The sequence below is a fragment of the Kluyvera sp. 1366 genome (assembly GCF_054823405.1).
Window position 1 is genome coordinate 192062 of the sequence record NZ_JBTRDW010000009.1, and the last position, 16796, is coordinate 208857.

At 46.5% G+C, this 16796-nt stretch carries 12 protein-coding genes; 5 read left to right on the forward strand and 7 right to left on the reverse strand.

The annotated features are described in order from the left end of the window. Positions 1-12 precede the first annotated feature (12 nt). The 5 genes from ACVLVH_RS20030 (at position 13) to ACVLVH_RS20050 (ending at position 5236) form a co-directional block, all read left to right on the forward strand. Complete coding sequence (locus ACVLVH_RS20030) at positions 13-2415, forward strand: glycosyltransferase (RefSeq protein WP_498949990.1); 2403 nt, start codon at positions 13-15, stop codon at positions 2413-2415. Next, on the forward strand, positions 2412-3332 hold the full coding sequence (locus ACVLVH_RS20035) for a hypothetical protein (RefSeq protein WP_498949991.1): 921 nt from the start codon (positions 2412-2414) through the stop codon (positions 3330-3332). Before ACVLVH_RS20030 ends, ACVLVH_RS20035 begins: the two co-directional genes overlap by 4 nt. Positions 3333-3559: 227 nt before the next feature. Continuing rightward, a complete protein-coding gene (locus ACVLVH_RS20040) occupies positions 3560-3787 on the forward strand; it encodes a Stealth CR1 domain-containing protein (RefSeq protein WP_498949999.1) in 228 nt (75 codons plus the stop codon). Beyond that, positions 3714-4508 carry a stealth conserved region 3 domain-containing protein gene (locus ACVLVH_RS20045; RefSeq protein ID WP_498949992.1) on the forward strand — a complete coding sequence of 265 codons (795 nt, stop codon included), beginning with the start codon at positions 3714-3716 and terminating at the stop codon, positions 4506-4508. The genes ACVLVH_RS20040 and ACVLVH_RS20045 overlap by 74 nt, the downstream gene beginning before the upstream one ends. A gap of 86 nt (positions 4509-4594) precedes the next feature. Further along, positions 4595-5236: an acyltransferase gene (locus ACVLVH_RS20050; protein ID WP_498949993.1), complete on the forward strand. Its 642-nt coding sequence runs from the start codon at positions 4595-4597 to the stop codon at positions 5234-5236. Positions 5237-5334: 98 nt separating this feature from the next. On the opposite strand, the gene ACVLVH_RS20055 is transcribed toward ACVLVH_RS20050, so the two are convergent. From ACVLVH_RS20055 to ACVLVH_RS20085, 7 genes are all read right to left on the reverse strand, one after another. After that, the gene (locus tag ACVLVH_RS20055; protein ID WP_498949994.1) at positions 5335-6561 is read right to left on the reverse strand and encodes a capsule polysaccharide biogenesis protein; all 1227 of its coding nucleotides are present in this window, start codon (positions 6559-6561) and stop codon (positions 5335-5337) included. Between the two features lie 3 nt (positions 6562-6564). Further along, positions 6565-8595: a capsule polysaccharide biogenesis protein gene (locus ACVLVH_RS20060; RefSeq protein ID WP_192412308.1), complete on the reverse strand. Its 2031-nt coding sequence runs from the start codon at positions 8593-8595 to the stop codon at positions 6565-6567. Between the two features lie 12 nt (positions 8596-8607). Then, positions 8608-10284 carry a polysaccharide biosynthesis/export family protein gene (locus ACVLVH_RS20065; RefSeq protein WP_498949995.1) on the reverse strand — a complete coding sequence of 559 codons (1677 nt, stop codon included), beginning with the start codon at positions 10282-10284 and terminating at the stop codon, positions 8608-8610. A 23-nt stretch (positions 10285-10307) separates the two neighbouring features. Next, complete coding sequence (locus ACVLVH_RS20070; RefSeq protein WP_192412058.1) at positions 10308-11456, reverse strand: capsule biosynthesis protein; 1149 nt, start codon at positions 11454-11456, stop codon at positions 10308-10310. Between the two features lie 490 nt (positions 11457-11946). Further along, the gene (locus ACVLVH_RS20075) at positions 11947-13173 is read right to left on the reverse strand and encodes an HlyD family type I secretion periplasmic adaptor subunit (RefSeq protein ID WP_192412059.1); all 1227 of its coding nucleotides are present in this window, start codon (positions 13171-13173) and stop codon (positions 11947-11949) included. Continuing rightward, the gene (locus ACVLVH_RS20080) at positions 13170-15341 is read right to left on the reverse strand and encodes a type I secretion system permease/ATPase (RefSeq protein ID WP_192412060.1); all 2172 of its coding nucleotides are present in this window, start codon (positions 15339-15341) and stop codon (positions 13170-13172) included. The genes ACVLVH_RS20075 and ACVLVH_RS20080 overlap by 4 nt, the downstream gene beginning before the upstream one ends. Beyond that, positions 15338-16789, reverse strand: coding sequence for a TolC family outer membrane protein (locus tag ACVLVH_RS20085; RefSeq protein ID WP_192412061.1), 1452 nt, complete (start codon positions 16787-16789; stop codon positions 15338-15340). Before ACVLVH_RS20085 ends, ACVLVH_RS20080 begins: the two co-directional genes overlap by 4 nt. Positions 16790-16796 lie beyond the last annotated feature (7 nt).

A 16796-nucleotide genomic window follows, 5' to 3' on the forward strand; every position in this document is an offset into this window, starting at 1 on the left:
TAGGTAAGAGAAATGAAGGGAATCGAACATCAAGATTTGTTGATACTCATTGGAGAAAAAGGAGGGCTGCAAGCCCGTGATAATGGCTTTTGTTATTTTCAGCATAGAATGAAGTCAGGATTTAAAAACACTTTTTTCATTTATAGCAAACAGAATGTCGACATAGAAAAACTTTTACCTTTTAATAAAAACATCATACTTAAGGATAGCAAAAAACATCATAAGATATTTTATGATGCAGACTACCTCCTGCTTAATGACGGATATCTTGATACTTTCCCCTCTTTTAATAAAAAACCATTAGAAAAGGGCTGGGCTCCCATCGTATACCTTCAACACGGAATCATCTCTTACAAGAGAATATTCATATTTAAAGGTCACTACAACGGTAGAATAAGATATTTTAGCACTTCGTTGAAGTCAGAGAAAAATATCGTTATCAATACACTACAAACACAAAAAGATATTAACCAAACAAAAAGATTAGCCATCAAATACAAAATACCACACTACGATGACTTTTTTTCCAGGAATAACCTGGAAGATTTCTATATCTTGCTACTCCAGCGATATTACGTTAACAAAAATTCTGTTGAGGTAGATGATTTACAGGCGCTAAAGAAACTCATACTGAATATTGGTTTCCTCGACAAAAGAGTGATCAATAGTGGCTTGTCGCGACATGAGCTACTACCAATGAAGAAGAAAAATGAAAAAAACATATTATTCTTTTTTACCTGGCGTGAAGAGTGGACAAAACCTGGCGATGACAATCCATTTTTAGACATAGTCCAGCAGATTAAAAACAGCCAAGGAATAATAGATTATGCAAATAAAAGAAATTTAAACATTGCATTTTATTTGCATGAAAAAATACTCCATCTTAAACCAATGATAGAAAAACTCTTTGATGGGGCTATTTCATTTGTCGGGCACGATGACTTTTCAGTAGTATTAAAAGATACTGCTGTTTGCATAACAGATTACTCATCAATTGCCTTTGAATTTAACCTGATAAAAACACCGGTTATTTTCCTACAATTTGACTATGATAATTACAAGTTTGAACGAGGTCATTTTTTAAAATCCCCCTATGAATTCAACGGTTCAGTCGTGCGTACTATTGATGAACTTGAAGACCTATTTTCAGACAAAAGCATTGATTTCAAGATCAAACATCGAGCCAGAAAGGATTTCCTTAAAGTCATCCGTGATTATGAAAATTTCAATAAAACCAATAAATTTCTGGATAAAGTGATTGCCAATAAACAACAGCACATTGTTTACTGCTGTTATAATATCTATGGCGTAGGTGGAACAGTACAAACAGTTATAAACCAGACAAATTATCTGGTTTCTGTTGGCTATCAGGTATCCATTATCTCAATGCGGCGCACCAGTGATACACCTAAGCTACAACTTGATCCCAGTGTACGTATTGAATATCTCAATGACGCACGCAGCAATGGCAAGTTCCGCACAAAGCTGGATAATCACCTCGCTCAATATTCTTCAAAGATTTTTAAAAAATCAGAAGATCTTTATAATGGCTTATCTTTGTTGACAGACTTCAAACTGGTAAGCATTTTAAAAACTATTAAGAACGCAATAATTATAGGCACATTCCCAGGCCTATGTGTGAATATCATCAAGCATGCCCATAAGTCGAATAAAGTCATTGTTCAAGAACATCGTGAATTTAGCTCACACTCTAAAGAAATACAGATAACTTTGTTAAGAAACTATCCTAAAGCTTACAAGGTACTTACTCTCACCTCTTTTCAAAAAGAAGAGTACAATGCTCAAGGAATTAGTAAGGTTACCCCCATTCCAAATGGACTCGAAGATAAGTTTCCACTAATTTCACAATCGGGTAGGGATACTCAGAAGAAAAGAATTGTTTCTTTTGGTCGTTTGATTGAGTTAAAACAATTCAATTTATTAATAGAATCTTTTGCAAAAATAGCAAAAAAATTCCCAGATTGGATTTTAGATATTTTTGGTGACGGTGATGAAAAAGAAAACCTTATCAATCAAATTGCAACGCTAGGTTTAACATCACAAGTTACCATTCATCCACCGACATCATTAGTTTATGAAGAGATCTACAATAGTGCATTCTGCGCACTCACATCTGCTAAAGAAGCTTTTGGGATGGTCTATATTGAAAGCTTTAGCATGAGCAAACCTGTGGTTAGTTATGATATAGGCTATGGTCCTAAAGATTTCCTGGTGAATGAATATAACGCTTTAGTTTCTCCCTGTTTTGATACTCAACACTTTGCCATGAACATGGAAAGACTTATGGCTGATGAGAACTTACTCAGTCAACTTGGAGAGAACAGTCGAAAAACCTATCTTGAAAAATACGAAATATCTAAAGTTATGGATAAGCTATTAAAGGAGTGTGAATGATGACTAAAGCTTCAAAATTATTAAATACCCCCGGTCTTTTCGTTAAGGATGCTTTTAAGAATATTCTGGTTGGAAGATCAAAAGAAATAATTAATGCAGTAAACACAACGCCAACGGTTGAAACAATCACTGAGCCTCCATTACTAAAATATGACAATGAAAAATTAAACATTCATTTAATAGTCATCGACACGATAAGTGATAAAATAAAATTCAAAGAAAGCTTAGTAAGGTATCAGTATCGTAGTATTATTAAGTACACTAATTTTAAAAGTCTCTCATACATTAGCCAAAGTATAATAAGCAACAACAGTGACATAAGTGTTTTTAAAAACTACAGTGAGGCTTTCAAAAATAAGATAAGAAACATCAGTCCAAAACGAGAATTATTTATATTTATAGATTTGAACTTTCTATTCCTTAAGAAGGTTACGAATAAAGATTTTATATCTCCAACGGGTATTCCTTATACTTTTATTAAGAATAAAAAAAGAAACATCGACCGAGTAAAAAACACCTTCGCAGAACACTTCTGTGAATTTGATTATAATTTTTCACCCGCTGAAAAATTCTGTTGCGTTGATAATATGCAACTTTGTCATTACAACAACATACTTGAGTCTGTCAGTAACCCACACGATTACTTATTCGAGTTCTTACCCATTTCTAACACTATGACTAAGGGAGAGCAAAGTATAATTAAATCACCCATTCAGTTTGCCCTGCTTGATAGAGGATATGAAGAAAAATTCATCTGGATACAATCTGTGCATGGCTCGAAACGATGTCCTCTCGCCGTAACATTCAACAAGATGAATGATAAAAACGATGACTATGCTATGTTTTTAGATACGATTGTTCCTCATGTTTCACGTGACGAACACTATTTATCCGTGAAGCAGGAATTGAGTCATTGAAATAAAAAAATAAATTAGTCCATTCTCAAAATTTACAGGGTGGATTAATTTTAAAAATGAAACCCAATAAGATGCTAACTATTTCTCTTAGAAAAATCAGGAAATTCAAAAGAGCACCAATACTCTTTTTGAGAGACTACCTACTAAAACGACACCCTTTAATCTTAAATCATAACAATATAATCAATGCAACAGAAGGTATTATTGTTAGTGCTTTACAAAACTCAATGACTTCCTTCAAACCTGCTTTCAAAATCGATGTTGTATACACCTGGGTCGATGCAAATGATTCAGCATGGTTGCAAAAAAAAAGGCTGCACAGCAATCCAGACATATCATATGCACTTTATGCAACTGAAGAATCGAGATTCAGTAATCATAATGAACTCTATTACTCTCTACTCAGTATTGAAAAAAAACATACCGTGGGTAAACAGGATATTCATAGTCACTGACAATCAAACACCATTAATTCCAGATAGCCTCAAAGATAGAGTGGTATTAGTTGACCATTCCGAAATCATTCCACAACAATATTTGCCTACATTTAACTCACATGTAATTGAAGCTTACCTATACAAAATTAAGGGATTATCAGAACACTTTATTTACTTTAACGATGACTTCTTTGTTGCTCAAAAAAACAACCCTGAGCATTTCTTCAAGTCAAATGGGATAGCGAGTTTATTTGTTAGTAACAAAAGCACTTCATATTCTCCAGGGAAAGAAAGAACAACAGCAACTTTATCAGCATGTCAGAATTGTAACGATATCTTCGAATCAAACTTTGCTGTTCGATTTGACAATACACTGACTCATACGTATGTACCTTTGATTAAATCTGTTTTTGAAGAAAGTGCGTCTATGTTTCAACATGAAATCGCTGCATTTTCCAGAAACAAATTCAGAGCGACGAATGACTTAAATGTTGCTACCTTCCTCGTTCCATATCATCAATATATTCTGGGTAAATCCGCGCCGAATCTGGACATCTGTTTTTATTTTAATATCCGTTCTCCTGCATCAGGCAGTTTCTATCGAGCACTTATGAATGGCAAAAAATACAATAATCTCCCACATTCATTTTGTGCGAATGACTTTAGCTCTAATGAATTTAATCATGATGGTTACAGTGAAAGATTGAATGAATTTCTATCATCATTTTTTATCTCGTAAAGTCATGACGTAAAAAAAGAATGGCAAAATTTCTTTATAGCGATTGCAATTGAAAAACACTTAAAATTAATAGGATCAACGTTGTTATGAATGATAGTTATGAGAAACAGATTGCAAGCTTCATTGCAGCAGGAAATGTTGTTATAGGTAAACCCGATAAAGTTTTAGGTGATTTTAACCTAAATTTCCAATCAGGTAAGAACTCCAGCATTACTTTCAGCGAAGGATGCATATTAAATAACGTATCTTTTAATATGGAAAATGGTAACGGTGAATTGAAAGTAGGTAAGAAAGCTTACATTCGCGGACGTTACTTTATTGGTGCTGGGTCTAAAATTGAAATCGGAGATCAAACAGCAATGAATCGTCATGTACTTATTGTTGCTACTGAAGGCGCATCAATTACCATAGGCAGGGATTGCCTTTTCTCTGACATAACGATGTCTACGACAGATTGGCATTCAATCATTGATGATATGACTGGAGAAAGAATAAATCCTGCCAAATGTATCATCATTGAGGATTCAGTATGGCTGGGTGAGAATGTCACAATTCAAAAAGGCATTACGATTGGAAAGAATAGCATAATTGGCTCCAGAGCATTAGTGACAAAAACCATTCCGCCCGGAAGTTTAGCCGTTGGTATTCCTGCAAAAATAATCAGACAAAACGTCAGGTGGCAGCGTACACTCATTCCTATGAACTTCCTGCCAGCAGAACCTTACTAAACTAAAGTAGAGTAAATATTCAATGGGAACCCGCAATTGACGAACCATGCTGCGTCTGAGTGTCAGCATGGCGTTAATTAACAACGCTGAAATTGAGCTCATTTAAAGTTTTGCACGTCTTCTAATTCACACCAAACTTTACTCGAAAAAACGTTCCATTGGTAATAATGGATATTAACTTGCGTCTGGCAGGTCAAATGTGTCATAAAACTTTTGAACAAATAATCATCTGTAACAAACTGATCCCGCCAAAAAAAATCCAAACCCGACTGAAACGTTACTCCTCTAATGTCGTATAACGCCTCTCCCATCACTTTTAACCGCTTACCATGCATCAACGCTAAAATTCCTGCGGTGCTGTTAATCGTAACCACACCTTGAGCATGTGAAATTAATTCCCGCAAAGGGAGATCATGAATATAAACTACTCTATCTGTAATATTTAAACGCTTGCAGAGCTCATTGATCAGCGCTGCGTAATTGCGATGCCCGCAATCCATTGGATGATGTTTAATCACCAGATAAGTATCCGCTGGTGCATGCTGCACAAAAGAGCACATTACCTCACGGATATAATCCCGCACATCATTATAAGGGCTATGATGCTCTATTTGGCTATCATTATAAACCTGTAAAATCGCCAGGTAATAGCATTGGTCTAAATCAACCGTTAATCTATTAAGTATATGCCTCTGCTTAAATTGATATAATGTCTTGCGCCACCCAGCCCGAAACCAATATGTGGCTTCGCGCCAAGGTGAAAATGGTTTATGGTGACAATATTGGTCAAAGGTATGTCGATAATACCAGCTAATGAAGTAATACCAGCTGGCATGCGCCATCCTGCGGATTTTAGATGGATAACATGCCTCTATTTTCGCTGCTGGCTGCGCCAATAGTTGGCGATAGAATTCAGCATCGCGCGGCATTGAAGAGTTGGCATTGACACCGCCCTCCTCGAGCGTAATAAAATTTGGTCGCAGATACCCTTCTTCGAATACAAAAAATCTTACCCCTTGCGTATGTGCCCAGCCCTTCGCTACCTTATGCAGCGTCCGGCAATCGCCAAAGCACAAAATCGTATCAAAGTCATAATCCCGCTTAACCCGGTTGAGCCAAGCCGAAAACTCCTTTTCTGTTTGCATGAACGTGAGGTATTTACGTTTACGGCAATAGAAGCGGTCGCCGCCGTTGAATACGACATTCACGGCTTCACGCCCCAATGACTCCAGCCAATAAGCCATGTCATTAAAGAAAGGCCCCATTGGGCCTTGTAACAACAGGAACTGCTTTCCTTTTAGCAGCTTTTTAATAGCTTCACTCATGGTTTAAAATGCTAACTTCACCTTAATAAACATTGATAACTTTTTTCCCATCCGCATAAGTCTGTCTCGCCAATTTTTATCAATCACCATATTTGCTCGTGGCGTATTGATGAGAATTTCAATGGCTTCTTCTACTGAAATAGCATCCAGTCGTAACGGATGAATGTAAGTCGGATAGGCAATTAATGCTTGATAGATCAAATCGTAAAGGCCTAATTGTTTCACTCGGCGGAAACAATCATGCTCGTCATATGTTAATCCCCATCCAGCATAGAATGGCATGCCGTAGCAGTACACGCGTTTGCCATGCAATAAAGCTTCGAATCCTGAAAGCGATGTCATCGTATGTACTTCATTGGAAACCTGAATACATTGAATAATGTCTGCATCCAGCGCCTGATAATCAGCATATTGATTAATTTCTCTATCAGTAATATGCCCTTTGCGGTTGCCTACTACTACATCTGGATGTGGCTTGTAAATAATGTATGCCGCAGGATTACGCTCCCGTACGGTTCGTAACAAATCCCGATTAGTACAGATTGTAAAGGTGCCAGTCTGAATAGATGCATCATTTTCTACCTGGCCTGGCACCAATAATACGCGTTTACCTTTTGAATCGGCTGGCAAAGTAAAATCAGCGCCAAGATTGTATTTACTGATTCTGTTATTTACGAGCCGATGATGAACCTTCCTCGCCCGCGAACATTGAGCATCGGTTAATTCACTTTCATTGAGCAACATCTCTAAATCACTGGGTCGCGTGGCATCGTAATAAATACCACGTTTATCCAATACCAAGGACAACGGCGGCAGAAGATCTGAACCCAGGCCCGAAGAGCGTAAAAAACCATCTTCCATGCGCCAAACAGGTAATTGTTGGGCTTGCGCTTTTTCCAACCAACGCTGCTCGCCAGCAATTCCCCATACCACACACGCGGTAGCCAGCTTATTACTTTTTGAAAAACTCAGCGTATTGGTAGCGGTACGCAAAAACGGTTTAAGGATGGTGTATTTCCACATCGATAAACCCGGCGCCCAAAGGTGTCCGATACGTGGTAGCTGATAGTTGCGTTGCAATTGGATCCAATGCAAAACATCAAACAGCGTTGCGGGCTCGCCGGTCAACGGGTGGATATAGCGGCTATAGCGCAAGTAGGCCGCCGCAAACAGTTGCTCAAGCGTAGCGTTGCCACGCCGTTCACTTAGCTGCTTAGCTTGTGGATGGCGATCGTCGGTCAATCCCCAACCGGCATACCAGGGTTGGCCAAAGCACGTCACCGGTTTACCTGCCATCAATGCTTCAAATCCATACTGCGAAGTCATGACATAGACACGTGAGACATGCCGCAACAGAGATTGTGGGCTCACATCATCAGCCATGAGATGTATACGATGCGTGGATTGAAAGGAGTGGTAATATCCCGACTTCTTGCCTTGTAGTACGTCCGGATGGACCTTTATCCACACCACGGCACCAGGATTTTCCCGTATCGCCGCCTCTAACATCAGGACAAAATTATTCGGCCCCGCATTGCCATAGGTTACGGACATGTCACCTAGCGTTTGGTCAATAACTAATACTACATTGCTGGTTGCACATGCTCCTGCAACAAAAGCCGGAGCTTGATTATATTTCGATAAATCTTGCTCAACGATGATGCTCATTGCTCGTTTGGCGTCATCGGCAAGCCGTTGATTAACTTCTCTTTCCTGGATCATCTTCTCTAACTCGCTGGGCCGGTTAGCATCGTAATAGATCCCCAATCTATCCAGCACCAGTGAAAAAGGTGGCGCGCCATTAACGCCAAGATCCAGCGAGCGGATATAGCCATCTTCCAGTCGCAGCACTGATTTTCCTACACTACGCGCCCACGCCACCGGCTGACGTGTGTTGGGACGATATCCCCACACTGCAATGGTGGTCACGGCATCGGCGACAGGCCGTTGCAGCGATAATTTCTGGCACGGCTGGGCCAGGAAATTACGCAAAAATGGAATTCGCCAGATGCCCGAAGAGAATATACCAATCATCACGATGCACCCTTACAGCGTAAGAACCACTTTCGCCGCAATGGCTAATTGATACAGGATGGTGGAAATGCCACGCGTCACTTCGATGCTCTTCGATTCATACTTCGGCAGCACCATTAACTCATCACCTGGATTCAGCGCACCGACATCTTCCGCGTCTTCGGCCGCGCCGTTCTGGCGAATAACGATGACGCGCGCATTACCGGACTTCTGCGTAAAGCCACCGCTTTTGGCGATGTAATCTTTCGCGCGTAAGCCTTGCTCCCAGCTCACTGCATTCGGGAACAGCACTTCACCATGTACCAGCACCAGTGAGGTTTTCTGAGGAATGCTAATCACATCACCATCTTCCAGCAGGGTGGCCGCGAGGTTTTTCTCGTTCAGAATGACTTCACCTTTTGGCACGACCTGACGCGCTTTCGCCACAAATCGGCTGACCAATTGCGCTTCCTGGAAGCGGAGGCCAGCCTCCTCCTTGGTGGATGATTGCGCAGAAAGCGAGGCTTCCTCTAACTTCTGCAACGCCAGGTTCATCATCTCTTTCTGGCGGGAGGCCACGGAGGGACGATACAGCTTGATGGCACTCATCTGCGACATACTATTAGGTCGAATCTGCTTCAACACCGCCTGCATGTTGGATCCGTAAGGCAGTACCATCGCGTGTTCACCTGAGTGTGCGCCTTCAACGCGGACCTGAATCGTGCTGGCATAGCGATCGGTGCTCACAATCAGTCTGTCACCATCTTGCAGGAAGCGGCCGTTCGCCTCGCGAATTGGATAATATTCGCTGCGCTTTGCTAAACCTTGCTGGCGCACAATAGTAATATGCGTCGCACCCGGTTTGACTCGCGCCCAGCTCAAAGCTTCGGTGACAGGAATAGTGCTGTTGCGAAATTCAAAGTTATAGCTATTGAATACATCGCCTTGCACATTGAACGTATGCTGACGCGGCCCGACCACAATGGTGTCGCCATCGGCAAATTGTGATAATCCCAATTTACCGTTAAGCAAAAAATCATACAGGTTGATATTGGATCGCACTTTATTGCCACGTTTCACTAAAATATCGACGTAACTTCCACGTTCAGGATCAACGCCGCCCGCTTTAATCAAATAGTTCAATAGGGAATCCGACGTCACGCCGCCATATAAACCCGGGCTGTGAACAAAACCGGTGACGTAGACTTTCACAGGCTGTGCCTGTAATAGCGATGCATACACACTGACGTTGGCTTGGTAGACCTGCTTCACTTTGCTGGTAATTAACGCGTTTAGCTGGCTGTTACTGATGCCAGCGACTTTTACCGGCCCCACATTTGGCAGGAAAATGTTGCCTTTGGGATCAACCTGCAACGCGCCGTCAAAAGTAAATGCGCCCCATAAACGCACCTGAACGCTATCTCCTGGATTCAGGATATAGCCGGGATTGAAACCTACGCTTGCCCCGTTATCTCCGCTATTGCCATTAAACAGCTGAGCACCAAACATACGGCTAAGTACCACAGGCGCAGCTGGCACAGGCGTATCATCAAATCCGCTGTTATTGCTGCTGATATTTGCCGGTGCCGAATTGAGCAGAGATTGTGTTTTAACGCCGGTTAAGTTTGCATCAGCGTTAATATTTAAGGCCGCACTGGCCTGCGCAGTGAAGCAAGCTGCGATCATTACAAATGATTTTAAAATTTTCATAACAGACTCATTCTGCGACAGCATTAATCCCGATGATCTTCAATCACCGCCAATAACAGTTTCAGGGTGCCAAACATTAAGCAGCACACCAGCAACCAGCAGGCGATCAAATACGGAATGTTGGGGAAAGTGGACTCTTGCGGCTGCTGCGGTGAACTGATCACCGAAAGCACTTTCAGTTTACGAGCGGCTTCCACGCGTGTTTTTTCGATAGAGGTCAGCGCAAGCTTGTAAAGCTCATTATCAAAGGCGACACGCGATCTAATCTCTTCAAACTCCACCGCCATGCGGTTAAGTTTGTCGCCCTGCGGCGCGGTGATTTTGCCTTTCTCGTTATCGATCTGCGCCTGCATCGAGGCAATGGCGTTACGTACGCTGACAACTTGCGCAGCGTCATCACGCAGATAGGTCAGCAGAGTACGCAGCTCCGCTTCCATCTGGATCTTCTGCCCCATCAGCGTGTTAACCAGTGAACTGGCTGCTAACGCTTGCGCTTCAGGATCCAGCACATTGTTGCTGTTCTGATACGCCAGCAGCTCGGATTTACTGTTATTCAGGCGTGAGCGGGACTTTTCCATCTCCTTTTCCGCAAAGGTCAGCTGATCACGCGCAATACGGTGCGACAACTCATTAATGAAGCGTTCGGACTCTTTCAGCACCGCTTTATTAAAGTTAAGGGCAAAGTCCGGCGTAAAGCCTTGCGTGCGAATAGCCAGCAATCCCGCTTTATCGTCATACGTTACGCTGAGACGTTCACGATAATAACGCAGGAATTTTTCGGCAGTTTCATCAGGAGACAGATGGTGCAAGAAATCCAGTCCGCTTTGGCTGAAGGCTTGACGGAAATTAAGTTGTTTATCTAGCACTGCCAGCATATCCGGCGAATTGATGTACTCCTTTAAGTAGAGTGCATCTTCCACCGAACTGGGATTAATCGCCCCTAACAACAAGCCAAAATTCACGCTATTGCTGGCAAGATCATCTGAGCGTTTAATCGCGACTTTGGATTCGCTCACAAAACGCGGCTGACTGAATATTGCCAGATAAATAATCAGCAACGTCATTGGGAGAAAAATGATCGCTTTTCCGAGGTGCCGTTTAAGATTGGCGAAAGAAACAACGCCTAATCTTTTTTCAAATTTTGATAAGGTGGAATTCTCTTTTATTAACATGGAGCAATCATCAAATATTCATAAGCGTGCCGTAGCACATCATTGAGGTTCGGCCTGCGGCTCTGCGCATTAATAACCCTGCCGCCCCTCGAGGAAAATCCAATATTTCGGGATGTTTTTTGGTGACAAATTGCAGCGCATTAAATAAAAGTACCGCGTCCGTCTTCCCGCGCTCGAAAATAAAACCACATTGATTTGTTCATAATTTCATGTGCGTAACGTATCAAAGCGCTCAGCTTAGCGTTAAGCGCACTTAGCGCCTTTGAGAAACGGCTTGTTATCGTTCACTTCGGGAACCCCTTTTCTCTAATAACAAGCCAGCTCAAGACATTTCTTGCTGTAATTAATTATATAAGTGCGGGATTTAATATTTAACGGTTCGTGTAATAGCTGCCGAAACTTCATGGTGCCCTCATCAATCACCCAAATAAAAAACCGCCGTTTCCTGAGGAAAACAGCGGTTTTAAACTAACGCGTTATACCGTTCCAATTAGCGTTCGCGCATCGCCTCTTGCGCTTTGTTAAACGGCTTAATCAGATAATCCATCACCGTCTTCTCACCGGTTTTAATATCCACGGTAGAAACCATGCCGGGACTGATTGAGAAGCGCTTACCGGCTTTATTCTGCACGTAGTCGTTATCGGTGCGGATAAACACGCGGTAATAGTAAATTTCCGGTTTCACCTCATCCTGAATGGTATCCGGCGAGATGCTCTCCACCACGCCGTTCAGGCCGCCATAAATGGCGTAGTCATACGCCGAGATCTTCACCACCGCCCGCTGGCCGGGACGGATAAAGGCGATATCGCGCGGTGACAAACGCGCTTCAATCAGCAGGCGATCGTTCATTGGCACGATGTTCATCAGCTCGCCATTCGGTGGGACCACGCCGCCCACGGTGGAGACTTTGATGTTTTTCACGATGCCGCGCATCGGCGAACGGATGGTCAGTCGCGTCACCGTGTCTTCACGCCCTTTCACCACTTGCGCCATGCTGTCGGCTTCGGCGTTGGCTTTCGCCAGCTCCTCACGTGCCTGCACATAATATTGCGAACGCATATCGGTGAGTTTCAGCTCCAGATCTGATTTATCGCGCTGCAAACGCAGCACTTCCACGCTACTGGCGGCACCGGTTTTGGCCAGACGCTGCGTGATGGCCAGCTCGCGGTTAGCCAGCGCCAGCGACTCTTTAAACTGCGCAGTCGCATCCGTGAGCTGTGCGCGGCGGGTTTTATACAGCCGCGTTTCTGACGCCATCAGATCGGGGAACTTATTCAACTCTGCCGGGAAACTCAGCGGCTGATCGTTCACTTCCGCATTGAGACGCGCGGCGGCAGCCAATGCCGCACGATAGCGTGCCGCACTTTCGCCGACGTTGGATTGCGAGCGCGTGGCATCGAGGCGCGCCACCACTTGCCCGGCCTGCACCTGATCGCCTTCGTGCACATACAGCTCGGTGAGGATGCCGCCTTCCAGCGATTGCAGCACCTGATCGCGCGAGCTGGGAATCACTTTGCCGGTGCCGGTTGAGACTTCATCCAGCACGCCAAACCAGGCCCAGATCACGGTAACGAGGATCAGTGCGGTGCTGATGACGATCAGCCGCACCGCGCCGGTGTAATGGGTTTCGGATCGCAGCTCACCGAGCAGATCGTCGGAGGAATCCACTTCTGCCGCCGTCACTAAGCGCAGTCTTGCCGGTAATTGTTTGATCATGATTGCGCCTCCGGCAGGCTGCCGTTAGTACGCGGTGTTGGCAAGGCGTTCTCTTTCGGGCTGTCCATCACCAGTTGTCCCTCTTTCAGCACCAGCACACGATCCACTAGCGCGAGGATCGCCGCACGGTGCGTCGCCACGATCAAGGTGCGCCCGTTGAGCCACTGACCGAGACGTTCGATAAACTCTTTCTCGGTGTGATCGTCGAGCGCCGCCGTCGGTTCATCCAGCAGGATGATGTTGGGATCGCGCAGCAGCATACGCGCCAGCAGCAGCGACTGACGCTGTCCGCCGGAAAGCCCAACGCCGCCTTCCATGATCGGATGGTCGAGGCCGAGCGGCAGACGACGAATGAAATCTGCGCCGCCGCTGACGGTGAGCGCGCCAAAGATCGCATCATCGGTGGCGTGCGCCGCGCCCATAGTGAGATTCTCGCGTAGCGTGCCGTGGAACAGCCGCGCGTTTTGCGTCAACAGGCCAACGTTACGCCGCACATCCGCCACATCAATGTGCGGCAGGCTGAGGTTATCCAGCCGCAGTTCACCGCCGACCAGATCGATGCCGCCAATCATCGCCTGCAGCAAGGTCGATTTACCCGAACCGTTGCGTCCCAGCACCGCAATGCGCTCGCCCGGTTTGATGGTCAGGCTTTTAATGCGCAGCGCGATGTTCATCGAATCGGTGTAGTAACGGAACATTGCATCGGTGAACTGATAGTGACCAAACAGCACCGGCGTGTGGATCCGCGTTTCGTCTTTGCTGTTTTCCACCGGCAAATTCATCAGCGCATCAAGGCTGCCTTTCGCCGCTTTCACCTGCTGCCAGCGCGCCAGCACGCCACACAGCGTGGCCATCGGCGCAATCATGCGCGAGGAGAGCAGCGACGCCGCCACAATCGCACCGGTGGTAATATCGCCGTTGATTACCATCGGCGCACCGATCACAATCACGCTGGCGTATACCAAACCCTGCACCGTCACGCCCCAGGTAATCAGCGAGTGCATCACTTTGCGCATCTCCACGCCGGATTGCGCGGTAATGCGAATGTAGCTGTTCCACTGTTGCAGGAAGCGATCTTCCGCCTGCATCAGCTTGATATCTTCCAGCCCTTGCACGCTCTCCACCAGCACCGCATTTCGCAGCGTCGACTCTTTCAGGTTCTGCTGCGCCAGCTTCGCCAGCTTCTTCTGGCTCAGCACGCCCGGCAGGATCATCAGCAGCACCGCCACCGGCGCAATCCACGCCAGCTGCGGCGCGATAATCGCCATCACCAGCATGAACAGCAGGAAGAACGGCATATCGACAATCGAGGTGACCGTGGTGGACGTGACCATTTCGCGGATCGCCTCCAGCTCGCGCAGCTGCGAGATAAAGGTGCCGGTCGAACGCGGCACCGCGCTGTTACGCAGCCGCAGCGCGTGACCAAATACCCGATCGGAGACGCGCATATCGGCACGCTTGCCCAGCAGATCGGTCACGTGATCGCGCCCAACGCGCAGAATATAAGTGAACACCACCGAGATGATCACGCCGATATACAGCACATACAGCGTGGGATAGGACTGCGCCGGAATCACCCGATCGTACACCTGCATCGAGAAGATAATGCCGACCAGCGCCAGCAGGTTGATCAGGAAGGATCCGAGCATCACGTAGCCGTACGGCCGCAGATCGTGCAGCACCAGACGGCGCAGCCAATCCGGTTTTACCGTGGCGAGATAGCGATCGACGCGGCTATCTTTGGCAGCGGTAACTGGACGCAGCGCGGCGGCAAAGCGGATTTCCGGCAGCAACGTCTCCAGCGCAATTGGTGCTGGCTGTTCATCACCGGCAAAATGCACCCGCACTTCATCGTCGCCATCAAACTGGGTGATAACGCCCACCTGACCGTCGGCCAGCTCGATCGCCAGCGGTAAGCGCCAACTGGTGATCTCCCACTTATTCTCTTCATATAATTGCAGCGATAAACCGGCCTGGCGCGCCAGATGGCGTAACGCTTTATCGCGTGACTGTTTGCCCTGCCATTCGGCAGCGGCCATGATCATTCCCGGCGAACAGGGCAAGCGATAATGGCTGGCGATCAGGATGATTGCGGTGGCCCATCCGTGTAAGGGCACGTTTCCCCCGGACGCGCTATCAGGCGCGTCGGGAATCTGTAATTGCGTCATGGCTGGATCTCCACGGACTGGATCCGCTGATTATTCAAAGCAAACGCCGACCGCATATGCCCGGTGCTGTAGAGACAATCGAGCTGCAGTGAGCGTAACTGGCTGATGGTTTGCTGCAATGTGAAACGGGTCTGGAACACTTCCTGCTCGGCGTTGAGAACGTCCAGCAGCGGACGGGTGCCGAGTTGCAGATACTGATCCTGATAGAGCGACTGGGTTTTCTCGCCCAGCGTCTGTTGCCGTCCCATGATCGCCAGGCTGAGCGCCAGGCTTTGCGACGCGTTCTGCGACTCGCTTAGCTGCTGACGCGCTTTAAGCCGCGCCGAGTTGACGGCCGCATTGGCGGCCTGCAATGCATTGGCGGCCGCGTCCCGGCTGGCGGTGATGCCGCCGCCCTGATAGAGCGGCATTTCCACTTTCACAAACGCCGAATATTGGGTGCGATCCAGCGATTCGCTGCCGGAATAGTGATTATTGAGATAATGCGTCACCTGCGGTTCCAGCGAGATGGTTGGCATGTTTTGCGCGTTAGCATTATCGAGTTTGGCCTGCGCCTGATTGGCCTGCGCCCAGGCCGCCAGCACCGACGGATTGAGCTTGTCATCGGCTTTCGCCACCTGACAGGACTGGGTGAGTTTGGTGGGAAAATCGTCGCTGACCTTTTTCACCAGCGGCCAGCCAAGATAGGTTGCCAGCGTGGCGCGCCAGCGGTCGAGGTTGGCTTGATACTGCGTTAGGGTGGTACGCGCGCCTTCGATACGCGCATCGGTTTGGGTGGCATCCGAAAGCGACGCCGCGCCCTCTTCATTACGCTGGCGCGCCAGATCGCCAATCTTACTCAGCGCCGTGAGCTGCTCACGCGCAATTTTGACCAGTTGCTGATAACCCTGCACTTCCACCAGCGCAGCGGCGGTATCGTGCGCCACGGTATCAATGCTCACCAGCACGTTGGCCTGCTCCTGCGCCACGCCCGCTTCGGCGGAACGCACCGAACTGCTGACCTTGCCGAAGTCATACAACATCTGTGAAACCGACAGCACAAACGACGGGCTGAAGCCCTTTTCGCTGTAGGCGTTGCTGTAGCCGTTGTTCATGCCGGTACTGATTTGTGGATAGTATTTGGCTTTCGCCACATCAACCTGATTGGCCTGCTCCAGCATTTTTCCTACTGCCTGAGCGATATCGGGATGCCACTGAACGGCGCGCTGTACCGCCTGGTTGATGGTGAGAAAGTCGGGGACGTTGGCGAGGGCGGGTTCCGCCACTTCACCGGTTAATGAAGGCAGTTCTTGCTGTTGCGCTAAACCTGCTGAGGTGATGTGCCCCGCCCGGGTTAACGCGTCACTGGCCGCTAAAAGTGGAGAACTGTAAAGTAAAGCCATGCCCGCACAGAGAACGCTGAGCTTAAACGAACGGCGAAAAGTTGCGCCTGAGTGCATCAGTTCCATCGATAGT